The 21042-nt window shown below is 63.8% G+C and carries 16 protein-coding genes; 4 read left to right on the top strand and 12 right to left on the bottom strand.

The genetic code is table 11. From position 1 onward, the window contains the following. Positions 1–115 precede the first annotated feature (115 nt). Positions 116–1603, bottom strand: coding sequence for a glycerol kinase GlpK (gene glpK, locus E8F20_RS01905; RefSeq protein WP_280282189.1), 1488 nt, complete (start codon positions 1601–1603; stop codon positions 116–118). Positions 1604–1636: 33 nt separating this feature from the next. Beyond that, on the bottom strand, positions 1637–2107 hold the full coding sequence (gene ybaK, locus E8F20_RS01910; RefSeq protein ID WP_280282190.1) for a Cys-tRNA(Pro) deacylase: 471 nt from the start codon (positions 2105–2107) through the stop codon (positions 1637–1639). Positions 2108–2209: 102 nt separating this feature from the next. On the opposite strand from ybaK, the gene E8F20_RS01915 reads away from it, so the two are divergent. Together E8F20_RS01915 and glpD are read left to right on the top strand one after the other, a co-directional pair. Next, positions 2210–2968, top strand: coding sequence for a DeoR family transcriptional regulator (locus E8F20_RS01915; RefSeq protein ID WP_280282191.1), 759 nt, complete (start codon positions 2210–2212; stop codon positions 2966–2968). Between the two features lie 137 nt (positions 2969–3105). Continuing rightward, on the top strand, positions 3106–4635 hold the full coding sequence (gene glpD / locus E8F20_RS01920) for a glycerol-3-phosphate dehydrogenase (protein ID WP_280282192.1): 1530 nt from the start codon (positions 3106–3108) through the stop codon (positions 4633–4635). 46 nt (positions 4636–4681) lie between these two features. On the opposite strand, the gene E8F20_RS01925 is transcribed toward glpD, so the two are convergent. The 5 genes from E8F20_RS01925 to E8F20_RS01945 all read right to left on the bottom strand — a co-directional run bounded on the left by E8F20_RS01925 (position 4682) and on the right by E8F20_RS01945 (position 10783). Then, entirely contained in the window at positions 4682–5680 is a 999-nt protein-coding gene (locus E8F20_RS01925; protein WP_280282193.1) for an alpha/beta hydrolase, read from the bottom strand. A gap of 158 nt (positions 5681–5838) precedes the next feature. Next, positions 5839–7524, bottom strand: coding sequence for a choline dehydrogenase (gene betA, locus E8F20_RS01930; protein WP_280282194.1), 1686 nt, complete (start codon positions 7522–7524; stop codon positions 5839–5841). After that, positions 7517–8998, bottom strand: coding sequence for a cytosine permease (locus E8F20_RS01935; RefSeq protein ID WP_280282195.1), 1482 nt, complete (start codon positions 8996–8998; stop codon positions 7517–7519). Before E8F20_RS01935 ends, betA begins: the two co-directional genes overlap by 8 nt. A gap of 3 nt (positions 8999–9001) precedes the next feature. After that, complete coding sequence (locus E8F20_RS01940) at positions 9002–9175, bottom strand: hypothetical protein (RefSeq protein ID WP_169338764.1); 174 nt, start codon at positions 9173–9175, stop codon at positions 9002–9004. A 99-nt stretch (positions 9176–9274) separates the two neighbouring features. Then, positions 9275–10783 (bottom strand): aldehyde dehydrogenase family protein, encoded by a 1509-nt coding sequence (locus E8F20_RS01945; protein WP_280282196.1) that lies wholly within the window; start codon positions 10781–10783, stop codon positions 9275–9277. Between the two features lie 168 nt (positions 10784–10951). Between E8F20_RS01945 and E8F20_RS01950 the strand changes: the two genes are divergently transcribed. Beyond that, positions 10952–11857 carry a LysR family transcriptional regulator gene (locus E8F20_RS01950; protein ID WP_280282197.1) on the top strand — a complete coding sequence of 302 codons (906 nt, stop codon included), beginning with the start codon at positions 10952–10954 and terminating at the stop codon, positions 11855–11857. 45 nt (positions 11858–11902) lie between these two features. Here E8F20_RS01950 and metE read toward each other — a convergent pair whose 3' ends face one another. Further along, positions 11903–14197, bottom strand: a complete 2295-nt coding sequence (gene metE / locus E8F20_RS01955) for a 5-methyltetrahydropteroyltriglutamate--homocysteine S-methyltransferase (protein ID WP_280282198.1) — start codon at positions 14195–14197, stop codon at positions 11903–11905. 109 nt (positions 14198–14306) lie between these two features. Between metE and metR the strand changes: the two genes are divergently transcribed. Continuing rightward, on the top strand, positions 14307–15224 hold the full coding sequence (gene metR / locus E8F20_RS01960; protein WP_280282199.1) for a transcriptional regulator MetR: 918 nt from the start codon (positions 14307–14309) through the stop codon (positions 15222–15224). Positions 15225–15388: 164 nt separating this feature from the next. Here the strand turns inward: metR and E8F20_RS01965 are convergent, their stop codons facing one another. From E8F20_RS01965 to E8F20_RS01980, 4 genes are all read right to left on the bottom strand, one after another. Then, positions 15389–16732 (bottom strand): TolC family outer membrane protein, encoded by a 1344-nt coding sequence (locus E8F20_RS01965; RefSeq protein ID WP_280282200.1) that lies wholly within the window; start codon positions 16730–16732, stop codon positions 15389–15391. A gap of 1 nt (position 16733) precedes the next feature. Beyond that, positions 16734–18077, bottom strand: coding sequence for an HlyD family type I secretion periplasmic adaptor subunit (locus E8F20_RS01970; protein ID WP_280282201.1), 1344 nt, complete (start codon positions 18075–18077; stop codon positions 16734–16736). A gap of 6 nt (positions 18078–18083) precedes the next feature. Next, positions 18084–19820 carry a type I secretion system permease/ATPase gene (locus tag E8F20_RS01975; RefSeq protein ID WP_280282202.1) on the bottom strand — a complete coding sequence of 579 codons (1737 nt, stop codon included), beginning with the start codon at positions 19818–19820 and terminating at the stop codon, positions 18084–18086. A 527-nt stretch (positions 19821–20347) separates the two neighbouring features. After that, on the bottom strand, positions 20348–20989 hold the full coding sequence (locus E8F20_RS01980) for a TetR family transcriptional regulator (RefSeq protein ID WP_280282203.1): 642 nt from the start codon (positions 20987–20989) through the stop codon (positions 20348–20350). Positions 20990–21042 lie beyond the last annotated feature (53 nt).

A 21042-nucleotide genomic window follows, 5' to 3' on the forward strand; every position in this document is an offset into this window, starting at 1 on the left:
AGCACGAGCCGACGGGAAGAGCAAAGGTGCGGCCAGCAGGCCCAGTACCTGCAAACGGCGTTTCAGCAATCCTCGCCCTTTTCCCATCCTGCCTCCCAGCGTCTATGCGGTGCCCTCACGCACCGCTGCGCACCCTTTGCACCGCATCCAGCCAGCCGTCATAAAGTTTCTCGCGGTGGTCTTCGGCCATGCGTGGTGCAAAACGTTGCTGTCGATGCCAGTGACTGGCCACTTCGTCCAGATCGCGATAGAGCCCCACCTGCAAACCTGCGAGGTAGGCCACGCCCAGGGCTGTGGTCTCAGTGACTTCCGGGCGCTCCACCGGTACCCCGAGGATGTCGGCAAGGAACTGCATCACCCAGTTGTTCTCCACCATACCGCCGTCCACCCGCAGGGCGCTGGGCGCAGCGGCGCCGTCCTGGGCCATGGCCTCCAGCAGGTCGCGGGTCTGGTAGCAGACGGACTGCAACCCGGCAGTGACGATTTCCTTGATGCCGGTATCGCGGGTCAAGCCGAAGATGGCGCCGCGCGCACGTGGGTCCCAGTAGGGCGCCCCAAGGCCGGTGAAGGCTGGCACCAGGTAGACGCCGCAGGCATCGCCGGTCTGCTCGGCCAGGGCCTCGGTATCACGGGCGTGGCTGATCAGCTTGATGCCATCACGCAACCACTGCACTGCAGCGCCGGCAACGAAGATGCTGCCCTCCACCGCGTAGGTCACCTTGCCGTTCAGGCGATAGCCGACCGTCGTCAGCAGGCGGTTGCGCGAGGCCACTGGCTGCTCACCGGTGTTCTGGATCATGAAGCAGCCGGTGCCGTAGGTACTCTTCACCATGCCCGGCTGGAAGCAGGCCTGGCCGATCAACGCCGCCTGCTGGTCTCCGGCCATGCCGCGCACCGGGATGCTGGCGCCGAGCAAGCTGACTTCGGTATCGCCAAACTCCGCGGCGCAGTCGAGGACTTCCGGCAACAAGCTTTCGGGGATGTCGAACAGACGCAGCAGCTCTGCATCCCACTGCTGGCTGTGGATATTGAACAGCAGGGTCCGCGAGGCGTTGGTAGCATCGGTGCGATGCACCTTGCCACCGGTCAGGCGCCAGAGCAGGAAGCAGTCCACGGTGCCGAAACGCAGCTCGCCGCGCTCGGCGCGTTCGCGGGCGCCTGGCACGTTTTCCAGCACCCAGCGCAGCTTGGTGGCGGAAAAATAGGGGTCGATGAGCAGGCCGGTTCGACGGGCCACGTCCGCTTCATGGCCGGCGGCCTTGAGCGTGGCGCAGTAGTCGGCGGTGCGGCGGTCCTGCCAGACGATGGCCGGGTGGATGGGAGTCCCGGTCACTGCATCCCACACCAGGGTGGTCTCACGCTGGTTGGTAATGCCGATGGCGGCAATCTCGGCCGAATTCAATCCGCTCTGCTCGATGGCTTCGCGACAGACCTTCAGAGTAGTCAGCCAGATTTCCTCGCCGTCATGCTCCACCCAGCCGTCCTTGGGAAAGTATTGCTTGAACTCCTGCTGGGCGCGCGCCACTGGCAAGCCCTGGGCGCTGAAAACGATGGCGCGGCTGCTGGTGGTGCCCTGGTCGATGGCGAGCAGGTAGTGGGCCATGGCGATGCTTCCTTGTTCTTGTTCCGGGCTTTTTTATGGGCGACCGATATCGGCGAACTGACCTTGAGTATGCGCGGCCAAGGTGTCGGCGGAGAGCTCGACTTCCAGCCCGCGCCGACCAGCGCTGACATGCACGGTGGAGAAGTTTCGAGCAGTGCTGTCGATGAAGGTACGCAGACGTTTCTTCTGACCCAGCGGACTGATGCCACCCACCAGGTAACCGGTGGTGCGCTGGGCCAGATTGGGATCGGCCATCTCCGCTTTCTTGACGCCGGCGGCATGGGCCAGCGCCTTGAGGTCGAGGCTGCCCACCACCGGCACCACGGCGACCAGCAGCTCGCCTTTCTCGGTCGCGGCGAGCAGCGTCTTGAACACTCGCGCCGGATCCAGGTTGAGCTTCTCGGCGGCCTCCAGGCCATAAGAGGGCGCCTTTGGGTCATGTTGGTAGCTGTGCACCTTGTGCTCAGCCTTGGCTTTCTTCAGCAGGTCGATGGCAGGGGTCATGTTCGATTGTGAAAATCCGGCGACAGATTCGGCGTACCTTAACGGGAAAAACCGTCATTCGACAGCCCACCGCTATAATGCCGCGCAAAACAAGGAGCCAGCATGAACCTGGGCCCCCGGCAACAAGACATTCTCGACCTCACTCGTGAGCGCGGCTACGTCAGCATTGATGAATTGGCCCAGGCCTTCTCCGTCACCCCGCAGACCATCCGCCGCGATATCAACCAACTCGCCGAGCACGGTTTGCTGCGACGCACCCACGGCGGCGCGGCCAGCGAAGCCTCAAGCACCCAGAACACGGCCTACGCCATGCGCGCCGGGCAGAACCGCGACGAAAAGCAGCGCATCGCCGACGCGGTCGCCGAGTACATCCCCGACCATGCTTCGCTGTTCATCAACATCGGCACCACCACCGAAGCGATTGCCCGCGCCCTCATGGGCCACAAGGGCCTGAAGGTGATCACCAACAACCTGCACGTGGCCGCGCAACTGGCTGACAAGCCGGACTTCGAAGTCCTGGTGGCGGGCGGAACGGTGCGCAGCGACGGCGGTATCGTTGGCCAGGCAGCGGTGGATTTCATCCAGCAGTTCAAGGTGGACTACGCCCTGGTGGGTATCAGCGGCATCGACGAAGACGGCAGCCTTCTCGACTTCGACTACCAGGAAGTACGCGTCTCCCAGGCCATCATCGAGAATGCCCGACACGTGTTCCTCGCCGCCGACTCCAGCAAGTTCGGCCGCAACGCCGTGGTACGCCTGGGCTCCATCACCCTGGTGGACCGGCTGTTCACCGACCACCAGCCCTCCCCTGCCCTGGCCCGCCTGCTGGCCGAGCACAAGGTGCATCTCGAGCGGGTCTGAACCCCTGCCAACTGTATGAATTTTCCATGACCACCCGGCGCGAAACCGCACATCGGGCTAGTCATTTTTCGCACGCTCGACTAGGCTATTTTCGAAACTGAACATTGAAAGTTCGATTTCGACCTTGGTGCCTGCCCATGAACCACAACCACTCCCCTATCGCCGAAGTCTATGACCTCGCGGTCGTCGGCGGCGGCATCAATGGCGTCGGCATCGCCGCCGACGCAGCTGGCCGGGGTCTGTCGGTATTTCTCTGCGAGAAGGACGACCTCGCCCAACACACCTCTTCGGCCAGCAGCAAACTGATCCACGGTGGCCTTCGCTACCTGGAGCATCATGAATTCCGCCTGGTGCGCGAAGCCCTGGCCGAGCGCGAAGTTCTGCTCGCCAAGGCGCCGCACATCGTCAAGCCTCTGCGTTTCATCCTGCCCCACCGGCCCCACCTGCGGCCGGCCTGGATGATACGCGCGGGCCTGTTCCTCTATGACCACCTCGGCAAGCGCAAGCGCCTGCCCGCCTCCCGCGGCCTGCGCTTCGGTGCCGGCAGCCCGTTGAAGGCGGAAATCACCCATGGGTTCGAGTACTCCGATTGCTGGGTCGACGACGCCCGACTGGTGGTGCTCAATGCCATGGCGGCCCGCGAGCGCGGTGCCCATGTTCATACTCGAACCCGCTGCGTCAGCGCCCGGCGCAGCAAGGGCCTCTGGCATATCCACCTGGAACGCGCCGACGGCAGCCTGCTGTCGATCCGCGCTCGCGCCCTGGTGAACGCCGCCGGCCCCTGGGTGGCTCGCTTCATCGAACAGCACCTCAAGCAATCGACGCCCTACGACATCCGCCTGATCCAGGGCAGCCACATCATCGTGCCGCGCCTGCATGACGGCGAGCAGGCCTATATCCTGCAGAACGAAGACCGCCGCATCGTCTTCGCCATTCCCTATCTGGAACGCTTTACCCTGATCGGCACCACCGACCGCGAGTACCACGGCGACCCGGCCTCAGTGGCGATCACGCCCGAGGAAACCCACTACCTGCTGGATGTGGTCAACCGCCACTTCAAGCGCCAGTTGAGCGAGCAAGACGTTCTCCACACCTATGCGGGCGTGCGCCCGCTGTGCGACGACGAGTCGGCCGATCCGTCGGCAGTGACCCGCGACTACACCCTGGCGCTTTCCGCCCACCCTGGCGACGCACCACTGCTCTCGGTGTTCGGTGGCAAGCTCACCACCTACCGCAAGCTCGCCGAAGCGGCCCTGGAGCAACTGACCCCCTGGTTCCCGATCGCCAAGGGCGCCTGGACGGCCACCGCGCCGCTGCCCGGTGGCGAAAAGATGGAATGCCGCAGCGCCCTGGTCGAAGCCCTATGCTCCAGCTTCGGCTGGTTGCCCACCGACATCGCCCGGCGTTGGGTCAACCTCTACGGCAGCCGCTGCTGGCACCTGCTGCGCGACATGCGAGAGCTGGCCGACCTCGGCGAACACCTGGGGGCCGGCCTCTACACGCGGGAAGTGGATTATCTCTGCCAGCAAGAATGGGCCGTCAACGCCGAAGACATCCTCTGGCGTCGCACCAAGCTGGGCCTGTTCATGAGCGCTGGCCAGCAGGCTCGCCTGTCCCAATACCTCAAACAGGAACACCCGCGCCGGCCACGAGCAGATGCGGCGTAAGCCAACCATCTGCGGGCAATCCCGACCCTCCCAACTGCAAGGCGACTCAGAGCTGCGCCACATGCCCCTCGGCCCGACGATGGGCCAGCAGGTGCGGTAGCACCGCCGACAGCAGCGGTTCCTTGAAGGCGTCCTGGAAGCGATGGGCCAGGCCGGGAATCAACTTCAGCTCCGAACCCTTGATGTGCGCTGCCACATGCACACCGTGCATCACGGGCAGCAGCGGATCGGCAGTGCCGTGCACCACCAGGGTCGGCACCTGCAGGCGATTGAGCATGTCGACGCGGCTCGGCTCGGCGAGAATCGCCAGGATCTGCCGCTGCACACCTTCAGGGTTGAAGGAGCGGTCGTAGGCACGGGCGGCCTGCTCCAGCAACTGCTCGCGATCATCACTGATCTCGGGGCTACCCAACGCCGCCAGCAGGTCGGCCTGTTGCTGGAGGGCCACCTCACGACTTGGCGCCTCGCGCCGCGCCAGCAGCTCCAGCAGGGCCGAACTGGGAGCCGGCAGACCCTGGGCCCCTGAGCTGGTCATCACCAGGGTCAGGCTGAGTACCCGTTCCGGCGCCAGGTCAGCCAGGTGCTGGGCGATCATCCCGCCCATGCTGGCGCCAAGCACGTGGGCCTGCCGGATACGCAGCGCATCCAGCAGGCGCAGCGAATCGCCGGCCATGTCGCGCAAGCCGTAAGGTGCCGAGACCGGCAGGCCGAGACGGTAGCGCACCACTTCATAGGCCAGGTTCGCCGTGGGTGCGGTACCCGTCCAGGCGGACAAGCCGACATCGCGATTGTCGAAGCGAATCACCCGGAAGCCGCTCTTGCAAAGGCGCTGCACCACCTCGTCCGGCCAATGGATCAGTTGCCCGCCCAGCCCCATGATCAGCAGCAGTGCCGGGTCCCGCTCACGGCCCACGCTCTGGTACGCCAGGCGCAGCTCGCCCAGGTCGACAGTCTCCGTCGGCGCGGTCACATCGCAGCGGGTATCGGCAACGGTAAAGGAAGGCAGGCCGCAAATGAGCGCGGCGAGCAGGATCAGCACACGCATGATGGAAATCCAGAACGCAAAACCCCAGTTGAGCGCGATTCTGATGAATTCCTTGCGCTCGCTCTGCCACAGAACCGTGACAATTTCATGACGAGCGCTGAACGGTCATTGCCAGGCCCGAGGCGGCGGCCGATCCGGCCGCCGCCTCGGGCCTGGACTCAAGCGCCGACCTGGCGCAGAGGGGCGCTGGTGCGTTGGGCGGTTTCCCAGTTGTCGGCAAGCCCCACCGGCATGTCCTCGGGTGCCAGTGGCCGACGCCCGCGCACCAGGTCCGAGGCACGCTCGGCGAGCATGATGGTCGGCGCATTGAGGTTACCGTTGGGCTCCGTGGGGAAAACCGACGAATCGATCACCCGCAGCCCCTGGATGCCGCGCACCCGCAGTTCGGAATCCACCACTGCCATATCGTCCTCGCCCATGCGGCAGGAGCCGCAGGGGTGCATGGTGCTTTCCATGTTGGCACGCACGAATGCGTCGATTTCCTCGTCCGTCTGCACCGCCGGACCGGGTGCCAACTCTTCACCACGGTATCGGTCCATGGCCGGCTGGCCGATGATTTCACGGGTCAGGCGCACGCAGCGACGGAAGCCCTCACGGTCCTCCTCGCTCTCCAGGTAGTTGAAACGAATTTCCGGATGTTCGTAGGGGTCGGCCGACAAGGCGCGGACATGCCCCCGGCTTTTCGGCTTGTTGGGGCCGGTCAGCACCATGAACCCGTGCCCACGGAACGGCTTGTCACCGTCGTAGCGCATCGCCGCCGGCAGGAAGTGGAACTGGATGTCCGGCCAACGCAGCCCCTGCTCGGAGCGGATGAAGCCACCCGCCTCGAAGTGGTTGCTGGCACCCAGGCCGTCCTTGAACAACAACCAGCGCAGGCCGATCAGAGCCTTGCCCAGCAGGCCCATCTTGCCGTTGAGGGTGATCGGCTCCTTGCAGGCGTACTGGATATAGATTTCCGAGTGGTCCTGGAGGCTTTCCCCCACACCCGGCAAATGGTGACGGACTTCGATGCCAGCCTGCTTCAGCACCTCCGTCGGACCAATGCCGGAACGCTGCAACAGGTGCGGCGAGCCGATGGGGCCCGAGGACACCAGCACCTCGCGATTGCAGTGAACGGTGTGGGTCTGGCCACCCTGGTCGTACTCCACGCCCACCGTGCGCTTACCCTCGAGGAGGATGCGCCGGGTCATGGCGTGGGTGATCACCGTCAGGTTGGGCCGCTCCATGGCCGGGCGCAGGTAAGCGTTGGCGGTGGACCAGCGCACGCCATCCTTCACCGTCATGTGCATGGCGCCGAAACCTTCCTGCATGTAGCCATTGCAGTCGTCGGTCTTTATGTAGCCGGCCTGGGCACCCGCTTCCACCCAGGCGCCATACAGCGGGTTCTGCATGTTGTTGCCATTGTTGGTGGCCAGTGGGCCGCTGGCGCCGCGGTACTCGTCGCCGCCGAACTTGTACGTCTCGGCACGCTTGAAGTACGGCAGGCAGTTCCGGTAGCCCCAGTTCTTCGCCCCCAGGCTTTCCCATTCGTCGAAGTCGTAGGCATGGCCGCGGATGTAGACCAGGCCGTTGATGGAGGACGAGCCACCGAGCACCTTGCCCCGCGGACAGTGCAGACGACGGCCGTCGAGATGCGGCTCGGCTACCGTCTCGTAGCGCCAGTTGTACTTCTTCGTGTTCATCGGAATGGAGAAGGCGCTGGGCATCTGGATCAGCACGCTGCGGTCACTGCCGCCGAACTCCAGGACCAGCACGGACGTGCCGGCATCCTCGGTCAGGCGGTTGGCCAGGACACAACCTGCAGAGCCCGCGCCGATGATGATGTAGTCGTATCGTTTATTCATTGCTGTAACCCTTTGCGGTGAGGCCCAGGGCCTCAGTCTTGCAGTCGCTGCCCGTTGGGTAGGCGCCCCAGCCCATACGGGCAGCCAGCACGCGGGTCAGTGCGTAGTGGACCACTCCGGCCAGCAAGCAGGACGGCACAGAGGCGGTGGCGAACGTGAAGAAGGTGGTGTTGGCCAGGGTCTGCGGGTTGAACACCACCACGTAGATGGCGAAGCCCGCTACCAGCGCAACCAGGGCGGCCGGGTTGAAACCCCGCCAGAATCGGAATGGCGACACCGCTTCGTCGGCATAGAGGTGGCGCAGGTTCAGCCGCTGCCGGCGGAGGAAGAAGTAATCGGCTATGCCGATGCCTGCCAGGGCGCTGTTCAAGGCCGAAGTCCACACCAGGAAGATGAAGAAGCCATCGTAGATACCCGGTGCGAACAGCACGATCAGCCCCGGCGCCACGCAGAACAGCACCACCAGCCACTCCCAGCTCATCTCCCGCAACGTCTGTCCCGCCAACTGGCGCAGGCCGACAATGGATGTATAGAGGATGTTCACCATGCTGGTGACGTTGGCGAAGGCCACGAAACCCAGAGCGATGACGCCGAAGGTCAGGCCGCCGATGCGGGTCATCCACACCGTGGGGTCACTGTCACCCAGCGCGGCGGCGGCGAGCAGGCCCACCACTTCACCCAGCGCGGCGGCGGCGAAGATGCCGATGATGTTCGGCCAGTAGGACGTTCGCTGGTTCTTCGAGAGGCGCGCCAGGTTGCCCACATAGGGCCACCAGGAGAAACCCGCGGCCATGTTCACCTCGACGGCGATCATGAAGTTCACCCGCTTGTCGTCGAAGGGGGCGTCCAGCGCGGGCATGGCCATCAGCTCGGAGAAGGCGTGTTCGCTGAGGATCATGTAGAACATCACGCCCATGATCAGCACCAGCGCCGGCGCCACGATGGTGTTGAACACCTTGATCGAAGTGGGCCCCTTGGCAACCACGAATCCAGTCAGGAGGATGGCGAAGAAACCGGAGGCCAGAACCAGCCAGCCGTCGGCATCGGTCTTGTGCTCGGACACCAGTCCGGCAAGGCCGTCGATGGAGCGGCCGAACATCAGCCCCAGCACCGCCAGCCAGCCCATGGTGAGGAACACCACCGCCAGCACATACACCAGTCGGCTGCCGTTGCCGCCAAACATGCTGCGCAGGAAGGTGAACTGTTCGGTGCCGTACTTGCCGCACGGCACGCAGGTGGCGAAGGTGGTCAGCAGCACGCCGAGAATGTTGCCGATGACGATGGCGGCAATGCCCTGCATAGGTCCGACGAACAGCGCCGTGGCGCCACCGATGAGGAAGGCCCAGGTAGCGATGGCCAGGGCGGAGTTGGCGTAGGTGAATTCCCAGAAACCCCACATGCGTTCGGCGGGCAGCAGCGGCGTGTCTCCCCGCTCCGCTTCGAGGCTGTGATTGACGGGTTCGTGATTGGCCATGGCTCAATACCCCCAGAGGTAGAAGCCGACGACCAGGACCAGCGTCATCAGGGTGGTTGCGATGTAGTCGACGGCGGTCAACGCCCCCGGCCACTCCTTGCTCTCTTCCAACTGCTCATACACGCGTATGCGTCTTTCAAGCTCCTGCGCACGCTCGATATCGGGTTGGCTGTTCATCTGGGCATCACCTCAAGGGGTTCTTGTTATTGAAATTCGATGCATCCCGGCCAGTGGCCACCGGCGCCGAAGCCCCGGTGGCGGGTTCCGCCCCGCTCCTCAGGGCAGTGTGATCCACACGGCTTTGGTTTCCAGCAGGTATTCCAGTTGTTCCGACCCGAGGTCCTTGCCATAGCCCGACTGCTTGTAGCCGCCGAAGGGCATGGACGGGTCGATGGTGCTGTGGGCGTTGACGTAAACCGAACCGGCACGCAGGCGCGGAATCAGGCTGTGAACGCGGCCGAGGTCGTTGGAGTAGAGCGCGGCGGCCAACCCGAAAGGCGAATCGTTGGCCAGGGCCAGCACCTCCTCCTCATCGTCGAAGGGGGCGGTCACCAGCACCGGGCCAAAGATCTCTTCCTGGACGATGCGCATGTCGTTGCGGCAGTTGGCGAAGATGGTCGGTTGCACGAAGAAGCCAGGGCCTTCCACGGGCTCGCCGCCGTAGAACAGCTCCGCGCCCTCCGCCTTGCCGGCCTCGATGTATGCCAGCACGCGTTGCTGTTGCTCGCGGGACACCATCGGGCTGATGAAGCAATCGGGGTCCAACCCGGGCGCAATCTTCAGGGTTGCGGTGTAATCGGCCAGCTCGCGCAGGAACTCGGCGTAGACGCTGCGGTGGACATAGGCGCGGGTACCGGCGTCGCAGACTTGCCCGGAGTTGAAGAACACCCCGTTGGCCACCGCCTGGGCCGCCGCCTTCAGGTCGGCGTCGGCCAGGACGATCACCGGCGACTTGCCGCCCAGCTCCAGGGTCAGACGCTTCATCTGGTCCATGGCGGCCTTGCCCACCGAGCATCCCACCGGGGTCGAGCCGGTAAAGCTGAGCTTGTCGATGCCCGGGTGGCTGGTCATGGCCGCTCCCACCACGCTGCCGCGCCCGGTAACGATGTTCACCACGCCGTCGGGAATGCCCGCCTCCTGCACCAACTCGGCAAAGCGCAAGGCCGAGAGGGAGGTCAGCTCCGCAGGCTTCACGACCACGGTGCAACCTACCGCCAGCGCAGCCCCAAGCTTCCAGGCCATGGTTTGCAGCGGGAAGTTCCAGGGCACGATCACGCCCACTACGCCCACCGGCTCCTTGCGGGTGTAGGCCAGGTAATTGCCGGGCAGCGAGGGCTCTACGGTACGGCCATGAATCTTGCTGGCCCAGCCGGCGAAATAGCGGAAGGTGTCGATGGTGCCCTGGATATCCACCGCGCGGGCCTGGGTCACGGACTTGCCCATGTCGATGGATTCGATCTCGGCCAGTTCATCGGCGTTCGCTTCGATCAGGTCGGCCAGACGATGCAGCAGACGCTCCCGCTCCAGGGGCTTGAGTTGGCGCCAGGGCCCGCCATCGAATTGCGCGCGGGCGGCTTGCACGGCACGATCCAGATCATCAGCCGTGCCCATGGGAATGCGCCCGAGCACACCTTCGCAGGACGGTTCGATCACGTCGGCGCTGGCACCGTCTGAGGCGTCCTGCCAGGCACCGCCGATGAACAGCTGCCTGGGTCTGGAGAGGAAGTGCTGGGTCGCTTCGGAAACGCCGAATTGCTGCAGGTAGTTTTTTGTTCTGGTGTCCATCGTCGCTCTCGTCTTCATGCGCAGGTCGCGTGGAGGGAATGACGGCGAACAGGTCTTGCCAGGGATCGCCGTTGAGCTGACTATGGCCCCGGCCTAACATTGGTAAAATGCAAAATATCAGATACATGAATCGGCATTTACCGAAACATGTGAAGACGGGAGTCAGCGATGATCCAGCTCTATGACGTCGATCTGAAACTGCTGCGAGTTTTCGAGACCATCGTCAAATGCGGCGGCTTCTCTGCTGCCCAGGCCGCTCTCAACGTCGGCCAGTCCACCATCAGCGAACAAATGACCCAGCTGGAAGCACGCCTCGGGGTGAAGCTCTGCCAGCGCGGGCGCAGCGGCTTTCGTCTCACCGAGCAGGGCGTGGCCATCCACGAAGCGACTCAGCGCCTGCTATCGGCGGTAGAGGCCTTCTGCATGGATGCCGACGTTTTGAAACGGCACATCAGCGGCACCCTCAACCTCGGCATCATCGACACCACCATCACCGACCCGGACTCCCCCCTCCCAAGCACGACCCAGCGCTTTGTCGCGCGTGGGCACGATGTCCATCTCAGCGTTTACGTGGGCACCCCATCGGAGCTGGAAGAACGGGTCCTGGACGGTCGCCTGCACCTCGCCATCGGCCACTTCCCGTTCCGTGTTCCGGGCCTGAACTACTCGCCGCTGTACCAGGAAGCGCTGGGCCTTTACTGCGGCCGCCACCACCCGCTGTACGGCTGCGAAGCGGATGACGACGAACTGCAGCGGCAGATCGCTGCCTCGAAGCTGGTGGCACGCGGATTCATGCAGCAAAGCGATCTGGAACTGGTGGGTGCGAACCGCGCCGCCGCAACGGTGGACAATATCGAGGCGCTGGCGATCCTGATCATCTCCGGCGCCTACCTGGGCTTACTGCCCCGGCATTTCGCCGCCCGCTGGGTAGAAAGTGGCGACATGCGTCCGCTGCTTCCCGAACGCCTGGCGCCGTCGGCCGGCTTTGACGCCATCACCCGTCGTGGCGTGGCGCCACCGCCCATACTGCGGGCATTTCTCGATGACCTGGCCAGCAGCGCGCTGCACGTCTGAACCCCCGTTCCCCACGGCGAAGAGGGACAGCAAGCCCCTCCCCCCTCAGCGGCAGTTGAACTCCGCCCGCAACTGACGCGCTGCCGCGACCATGTTCACCAGCGCCGCCTCGGTTTCCGGCCAGCCACGGGTCTTCAGGCCGCAGTCAGGGTTGACCCAGAGACGTTCGGCAGGAATGCGCTCGGCGGCCTTGCGCAGCAGCTTGGCCATCTCGGCACTGTCCGGCACCCGCGGCGAGTGGATGTCATAGACGCCCGGCCCGATCTCGTTTGGATAAGCGAAGGACTCGAAGGCATCCAGCAACTCCATGTCCGAGCGCGAGGTCTCGATGGTGATGACATCCGCATCCATCGCGGCGATGGACTCGATCACATCGTTGAACTCGCTGTAGCACATATGGGTGTGGATCTGGGTTTCGTCTTGCACGCCACTGGCGGTCAGGCGGAAAGCTTCGGTGGCCCAGTCCAGGTACGCCTGCCAATCGGCCTTGCGCAGCGGCAAGCCTTCGCGGAAAGCCGCTTCGTCGATCTGCACGATGCGGATGCCGGCCTCTTCCAGGTCTACCACTTCGTCGCGGATGGCCAGCGCCAGTTGCCTGGCCTGCACCTCACGGGGCACGTCCTCGCGCGGGAAGGACCACATCAGCATGGTCACCGGGCCGGTCAGCATGCCTTTCATCCATTTGGCGGTCAGACCCTGGGCGTACTTGATCCACTCCACGGTCATGGCTTTCGGGCGACTCAGGTCGCCGAAGATCACCGCCGGCTTCACGCAGCGGGAACCGTAGCTCTGCACCCAGCCGAAGCGGGTGAAGACATAGCCATCCAACTGTTCGGCGAAGTACTCGACCATGTCGTTGCGCTCGGCCTCGCCATGCACCAGGACGTCCAGGCCCAGCTTCTCCTGCACGTCCACCGCGTGGCGGATTTCGCTGTGCATGACCTCGGTGTATTCGGCCCGGGAAAGCTTGCCTTGCTTGTAGGACTTGCGCGCCAGGCGGATTGCAGAGGTCTGCGGGAAGGAGCCGATGGTGGTGGTCGGGAACGCCGGCAGGTACAGACGCTCACGCTGCTTGGCGATACGTACGGCGAAGGGCGCCGGACGTTGGCTGTCTTCCGGCTTCAGAGCCGCCACGCGAGCCTGCACGGCCGGCTTGTGGATGCGCGGCGAGGCAGCACGGCTGGCCTGCACGGCACGACTGGCGGCCAGGGCTTGCAGGACTTGCGGCGCTTCCGGCTCGGTCAGGGCGCGGGACAGTACGGCGACCTCCTCGCACTTCTGCACGGCAAAGGCCAGCCAGTTCTTCAGTTCGGCATCCAGCTCGTCTTCGCGAACCAGGTCGACCGGGCTGTGCAACAGCGAACAGGACGGCGCCACCCAAAGGCGGTCACCCAAGCGTTCGTGGGCATGGCGCAGCACGTCCAGCGCCTTGTCCAGGTCGCAGCGCCAGACGTTGCGGCCGTTGACCAGGCCAAGGGACAGCACCTTGTAGGCCGGCAGGCGGTCGAGGATGGTCGGATACTGCTCGGGCGCGCGCACCAGGTCGATGTGCAGGCCATCCAGCGGCAGGCCGGCAGCCAGGCCGAGGTTGTCTTCCAGGCCGCCGAAATAGGTGGCGATCAGTTTCTTCAACGGATCTCTCTGCAGCAGGTTATAGGCGCGCTCGAAGGCGTTCTTCCAGTCCTGCGGCAAGTCCAGCACCAGGATCGGTTCGTCGATCTGCACCCATTCCACACCCTGGGCAGCCAGGCGCTGGAGAATCTCGCCGTAGACAGGCAGCAATCGCTCCAGCAGATCCAGCTTGTCGAACTCGCCACCCTTGGCCTTGCCCAGCCACAGGTAAGTCAGCGGGCCGATCAGTACCGGTTTCACCGTGTGGCCCAAGGCGTGGGCTTCTTCCACTTCCTCGAACAGCTGCTCCCAGCTCAGGGTGAACTGCTGGTCGGCGGCGAATTCCGGTACCAGGTAGTGGTAGTTGGTGTCGAACCACTTCGTCATTTCCTGGGCATGAACACTGCCGCAGCAGCCCTTGCTGACGCCTCGCGCCATGGCGAACAGGGTGTTCAGGCTGGCGTTGCCGTTCTCTGGCCGGAAGCGCTCAGGAATCACGCCGAAGGTCAGGGAATGTGTCAGCACCTGGTCGTACCAGGCGAAGTCACCCACCGGCAGCAGCGCGATGCCGGCATCCTTCTGCAATTGCCAGTGCTCGGCACGCAGTTGCCGGCCGACAGCAAGCAGGCCGGCTTCATCCAGCTCGCCCTTCCAAAAGGCTTCCTGGGCTTTTTTCAGCTCACGGTCGCGGCCGATGCGCGGGAAGCCGAGGGAATGAGACAGGGCCATGTTGTCGAATCTCCATGCAAATGATGGAGTCAATTGTCGACAGCTACGGCAACTTGAGACAAACTCAACTAATTCGTGTTGATCTCAAATTTCATTCATGGAGAGCGCCATGCTCGAGCTGCGCCATCTCAAAACCCTGCATGCGTTACGCGAAGCCGACAGTCTGGTAGAAGCTGCAGAACGCCTGCACCTGACCCAGTCCGCCCTCTCCCACCAGTTCAAGGAACTGGAAGAGCGCCTCGGCATGCAGCTCTTCGTGCGCAAGACCAAGCCCGTTCGATTCACCAGCGCCGGCCTGCGCCTGTTGCAGCTGGCCGACAGCGTGCTGCCGCAACTGCGCAGCGCCGAGCGGGACCTGGCCCGCCTCGCCGGCGGCACCGCCGGCCGCCTGCACATGGCCATCGAGTGCCATAGCTGCTTCCAGTGGCTGATGCCGACCATCGACCAGTTTCGCGACGCCTGGCCCGAGGTGGAGCTGGACCTCGCCTCAGGCTTCTCCTTCGCCCCCCTGCCCGCCCTCGCCCGAGGCGACCTGGACCTGGTGGTGACGTCGGACCCCATCGACCTCGCCGGCATCACCTATGTACCGCTGTTCACTTACGAGGCGCTGCTGGCGGTGGACAACCAGCACGCCCTGGCCAGCAAGCCGTTCATCGTTCCCGATGACCTCTCCAGCCTGACCCTGATTACCTACCCGGTGGAACGCGACCGACTGGATATTTTCACCCGCTTCCTTGAGCCGGCCGATGTGGAACCCGCCCAGGTGCGCACCTCAGAACTCACGGTGATGATGATGCAGTTGGTCGCCAGCGGTCGCGGCGTGTGCTGCCTGCCCAACTGGGCCTTGCACGAGTACAGCTCGCGCGGCTACGTCACCGCCAAGCGTCTGGGTGAGAAAGGCCTGTACTGCACCCTGTTCGCCGCGATCCGTGCCGATATGCTGGATGCGCCTTTCATGCGCGACTTCCTGCTGACGGCCAAGGACACGTCGTTTGCCACACTGGAAGGGGTATGTGCTGCGCGGTGAACAGCCCCTCACCGGTGACTCGCGCCTGATATGACGGGCGGTGTTTTACTAGAACGAAGCCATGCCCGACAAAGGGCTGGTGGATGCGAAAAGCGACATTCTCCCTTGTCAGTCCTAGGGTGGATCACGCGTCATCGATCCACCGTCGGCGGCTCCGAATCACCTCAAGGGCGCATCGGAAGCGCCGGCCCCAGGTAGGCATTGGCCTGCTGGATATCGTCCTCACCCAGTGAGCCTACCGACGCAGCCAGGCGCAGGCGGGAAAGCAGATATCGCAACTTGGCCTCCAACAGGTCACGGCGGGCGATGAAGGCCTGCTCCTCGGCATTGAGGATGTCCAGGTTGGTACTGGTGCCCGCCTGGAAGCCCTTGCGCGCCGAGTCCTGCGCCCGTTCGCTGGACACCACCGCTGTCTCCAGTGCGCGCACTCGCTGCTCGCCGCTCTGCACACCGCGAAACTCACGAGTAGTGCCCGACAGCACTTCCTCACGGCTGGAGTTCAACTGATCGTTGGCCAGCTCGCGATTGGCAGACGCCTGACGCACCTGCGCGCTGGTGGCGCCACCGGTGAAGATCGGCATGCGGAACTCCACGCCCACCGAACCGTACTTGTTTGTCTGGTCCTGGGTAGAGACCGAATCGCTTTCCGAATCGTTGTAGGCCGCGACGAAGTCCAGGGTCGGCCAGTGCCCGGCCCTGGCCCGGCTCACTTCTTCATCGGCGATGTCCAGACTGCGACTACGAGCGATGATGGTCGGGTTATTGGCCCGTGCGTCGTTGATCCAGTCCTGCAGGCTTGGGGGCTCCAATGGCGGCGTAGGGAACTCGGTGCGCAAGGTGGACATTTGCTCCGGCAATACGCCGAGCAGTTCCTGCAGCAGGCGCCGTGCCACCAGCAGGTTGTCCTCGGCTTCGATCAGCTCCGCCTGGGCCAGGTCGCGCCGAGCGGACGCCTGATCGACATCGATCACCGTCCCGTCGCCCAACTCGAAGCGTCGTTTGGCGGCCATGACCTGGTTCTCCAGGTTCTTCAGCTTGGCGTTGGCCAGATCGATGGTTTCCAGCGCCAGCAACACGGAGAAGTAGCGGCTAGCCAGACTGACTGCTGATTCCTGAGTCTTGACATCGAATACTGCGTCACTGAACAGGGTGCGTTGCTTGCCTTGACGGTACTCCGCCATCCGCTGCTTGTTGAACAGCGGTTGGCGCATCTCCACCACCGCCCCCCTTGAGTCGTACTCCAGGTCGCTCTCCACGGAGCTACCGAAGACATTGTCCTGTTCGCTGGTCCCGTCCACCCGTTTCCAGTAGACGGTGCTGCTGATGTTCGGCAGCAGGCCAGCCTTGCCCAGTTCTTTGTATTCCTGGCCGGCCTGGCGTTCGTGTACCGAGGCCAGGTAAGTCGGCCCCTGATTCTGGTAGACGTTCCAAGCTTCGCTGAGGTCCATGGCCGTCGCCGGCAGGGCGACGGCTCCGAGAAAACCGGCTAGAGCCTTCCGGAGTCTCATTTTACTGCTCCTTGAATGCGCTTCCGACGCGGCCCAGCAGTGGTTTCATCAAGTAACTCATCAGGCTGCGCTCGCCGGTCTTAATGGTCACGGTGGCCGGCATACCTGCCCGGATATTGTTAGGCCCGAGCAGCTTCATGCCTTCCTCGGTCACTTCCACCTGCGTCAAGTAATAGGGCTGTTTGCTGGCTTCGTCCACCAGACGGTCGGCCGCGACCGTCATCACCCGACCGGGAATGTTGGGTGTCTGTGCATGGTTGAAGGCCGGGAAGGTGATATCCACAGGCAGCCCCGGAACCATCTTGTCGATGGCCTGTACCGGCACCTGGGCATCCACCTGCAGGGGTTCCTTGTCCGGCACCACGTCCATGATCCGCTCACCGGGCTGGATGACACCACCGACGGTGGCAACGTTCAGGCCCAGGACGATGCCGTCGATAGAGGAACGGATCACGGTGTTTTCCACCTGGTAGTCCACCGAACGCAGGCGCTCGCCCAACGACGTGGTTTCCTTCTGTACATCGGTCAACTGCGACTCCACTTCCTTCTGGAAATCCTGCTCACGCTGGAGGATGCGCAGTTTGAGCTCGGCGATCTGGTTCCGGGTGCGGCCGATATCCGCGATGTTCTGCGCCATGGAGCCGTTCAACTCCGAGGCACTGCGCTCCAGTTCGAGCATACGGTTACGCGGGATGTAGCCTTCTGCCGCCAGGCTGCGCACGCCTTCCAACTCCTGCCCCAGCAGGCTCGACTGACTGGCGCGGGTAGCCTGTACCTGGCGCAGCCCCTTGAGTTGCTCTTCGGCGCCATTGAGGTTCTCGTGCAGGATGCTGACCTCGCCCAACAGGGCCTTGCGCCGGGTGTGGAAAAGCCGTTGCTGCAAGGCTATTGCCTCCTGCAGGCGCGGGTCACCAGCAAAACGCTCCAGCAGGTCCGGTGTGAAGGTCACCGAATCGGCGCCATCACGCTCGGCAGCCAGGCGATCTTCCACCGTCTTGGCCACGATGTACTGGGAGCTCAGGGCACCCTGCTCGGCGATCGCCTGGGTCGGGTCCAGACGCACCAGCTCCTGGCCGGCGCGCACCTTGTCGCCCTCACGTACCAGAATGGAGTCCACCGTGCCGCCAGTGAGGTGCTGGACGGTCTTGCGGGCATTGGTGACGTTGACCGTGGCATTGGCCACTACGCCAGCATCCAGGGGAGCCAGCACGGCCCAGATCAGGAAGCCGCCGAAGCCAGCCAGCACCATCCAGACGCCCCAACGGGCCGGACGGGTGTCATCCATGTCCACCTGTATCGGTTGTTCGACCCGTACCAGGGCCTTGCTTTCGCTTGCCGCTTGCATGATCGATTACTCCTTTGCCCGCATCGAGGCCAGGTTGGGCGTGCCCACAGAGGGCATGACGCTGGCCTGGCGCAGCGCTGCGAACACCTCGTCGCGAGGACCGAACAACTGCATGCCGCCATCGCGCAGCAGCAGGACCTTGTCCACCGTGCTGAGCACGCTGGGGCGGTGGGAAATCAGGATCAGTGTCTTGCCGCGCTTCTTCAGGTCGAGGATGGCTTCCACCAGCGCCGCCTCGCCCAGGTCGTCGAGGTTGGCGTTGGGTTCGTCGAGCACGATCATCGAAGGGTCGCCATAGATGGCACGGGCCAGGGCGATACGCTGTTTCTGCCCACCGGACAGCGGGCTGCCATCTACCCCCAACGGCGTGTCGTAGCCCTTCTCGAAGTGCAGGATCATCTCGTGCACCCCGGCACGCTTGGCCGCAAGGATCACTTCTTCGCTGTTCAGCTCGCCAAAGCGGGCGATGTTGTCGGCAATCGTGCCCTCGAACAGCTCCACATCCTGCGGCAGATAGCCAATCCAGGGGCCCAGTTCTTCCTTGTTCCACTGGTAGATGTCAGCACCGTCCAGGCGCACCTTGCCCGACTGCGCCGGCCAGACGCCCACCAGCAGGCGGGCCAGCGTGGACTTGCCAGCAGCCGACGGACCGATGATGCCCAAGGCCTCGCCAGGCGAGAGGCTGAAATTGATCCCACGCAGGATTGTCGAGACGCCGCCTGGTGCCGCCGACATGGCCTGCTCCACCGACAGCGCGCCCTGGGGCTTGGGCAGCGCCATGGCGTCCTTGCGGGCGGGGAAGTCCTGCAGCAGCTTGGACAGGCGCTCCCAGGAAGTGCGGGCAGACAGCAATTGCTTCCATACGCCGATGGCCTGCTCCACAGGCGCCATGGCACGGCCGCTGAGGACCGAACTGGCAATCATCATGCCTGCCGTGATCTCACCCTTGATCGCCAGCAACGCGCCAGCGCCGAGGATTAGCGATTGCAGGGTGATCCGCACGAAACGGCTGGCGCCGTTGATGTAGGCAGCGCGGTCAGAGGCCAGGGTCTGTTTCTCGAGGATGCGTTGATGGTTGCCGTACCAGCGTTCGCGGATCGCCGGCAGCATCCCCATGGCTTCAATCACTTCGGTGTTGCGCAGGTTGTTGTTGGCGAAGGAGCCAGACGCCATCGACGCCTGGTTGGCCTCCGCCAACGGGCCACGGGTTATCACCTCGGTGAGCAGGGCCAGGCCGAACAGGATGACCGAACCGACCAGCGTGATAATGCCCAGCAGCGGGTGCACGAGGAAGATCACCAGCAGATAGATGGGTGTCCAGGGGGCGTCGAAGAAGGCAAACAGGCCGTTGCCGGTGAGGAACTGGCGGACCAGGGACAGGTCCTGCAGGGCCTGGGCCGGATTGCCACCGGCGCGGCGCAGATTGCGTTCGAAGGAGGCGTTGAAGATGCGCTTGTTCAGGCTCATGTCCAGTCGGTTGCCAAGGCGGATCAGCACGGTCGACCGCACCACCTCCAGCAACGACATGAGCACGTAGAGCCCAAGCATCAGGACCGTCAGCATCAACAGGGTGGTGACGTTGCTGCTCGCCAGCACGCGGTCGTAGACCTGCAGCATGTAGAGGGCGGGCGCCAGCATCATCAGGTTGATAACCCCGCTGAAACCGCCAACGACATAGAACGTGCGGCGCAGGCGGTTCAGGGCTTCGGACAACTCGGTACGGGGCTGCGAGAAATTCTTCATCTCGGCGATCCACTGGCTGAGTGATGGGTTGGGCCATGGTCCGGCCGCCTTCTTATAGTTCGAGCCCCTGGAGCGAAACGGCGCTGCCCCCACAGAAGCCTACAGACATCCTTAGCCAAGTCTCATGCTGGCCGCCAGTGACGGCCCCCCCCTGCCGGACGGCTGCGGGATTAACCCCGACCAGCGACACCAGCGGGCAGATGAGAGAGCTTCGTATTAACCCTGAAAGCCCCATTCCAGAAGGCGTTCCGCCTGATTTCCGAGAAGAATGAAGACACTTGGCGGGGTCTTGCGAGCCGAATTGGCGCCGGATAAATGACGCACCCATCGAATACCGGGAAAGAGGCCGCACCGATTCCGCGTGAATCGCACGCCTCCATCCACCCTTCCGCGCGGTCACACCACACAGTTGAAGCAGGTGGAACCCGATGCGTTGCAGTGAATGGCGCTTCAGCGGTTCGTCGAGGAATGCGCCCCAACAGCCGACGCACGGGCCAGGAAGAGGACTGAAGCGTTGCAACGGGGTGTCACGCCGTCCTGACCCGTAACGCCGGGCTGAAATTCAGCATATCCATCAGGCTATCCACCAGGTTCTCCGCCTCGCCGGCCAGGGAAAATCCGTCCGGCACCAGCAGCCAGTTGGTCTGGATGCCTTCCATATACGCATGCACGCTGACGGCGGCACGGCGGCAGTCCAGGTTGGCAGGTAGCTGGCCACGACTCACCGCATTGCGCAGGGCCTTGGTGATGCGCAAGTCGCACTCGGCACTCTGGTCCTGCATCTTCTGCCGCAAGTCACCCAGCTCTTCGGTGTACTCCACCTTGTGCCGCAGGATCTCGTGGATGCGCCGGCTCTGCGGGTCGAGTTCCACGCGCTTGAGCAAGCGCACCAGTAACTGGTGCATGCGCCCCAGGGGATCGGGCTCGTCTTCGCTCTCGCTGGCGCGGGCCAGCTCCTCCAGGGGCATGTGGATTCGCTCGAGCATGGCCTGGAACAGATCAGTCTTGTTCTCGAAATGCCAATAGATGGCACCACGACTCACTCCGGCGGCAGCAGCAATCTCAGCCAGCGAGGCGCGGGAAACCCCCTTTTCGTGAAATACCCGCTCGGTGGCATCGAGTATCTGCACGCGGGTTTCTTCGGCTTCCTCTTTGGTACGTCTGGCCATTCGCCACTAGGACCTATCTGATTGCTGACAAAGGAAAAATCATCATTACGTCG

The organism is Pseudomonas sp. BN415, from assembly GCF_029871195.1.
In the GTDB taxonomy this organism is placed as follows: domain Bacteria; phylum Pseudomonadota; class Gammaproteobacteria; order Pseudomonadales; family Pseudomonadaceae; genus Metapseudomonas; species Metapseudomonas resinovorans.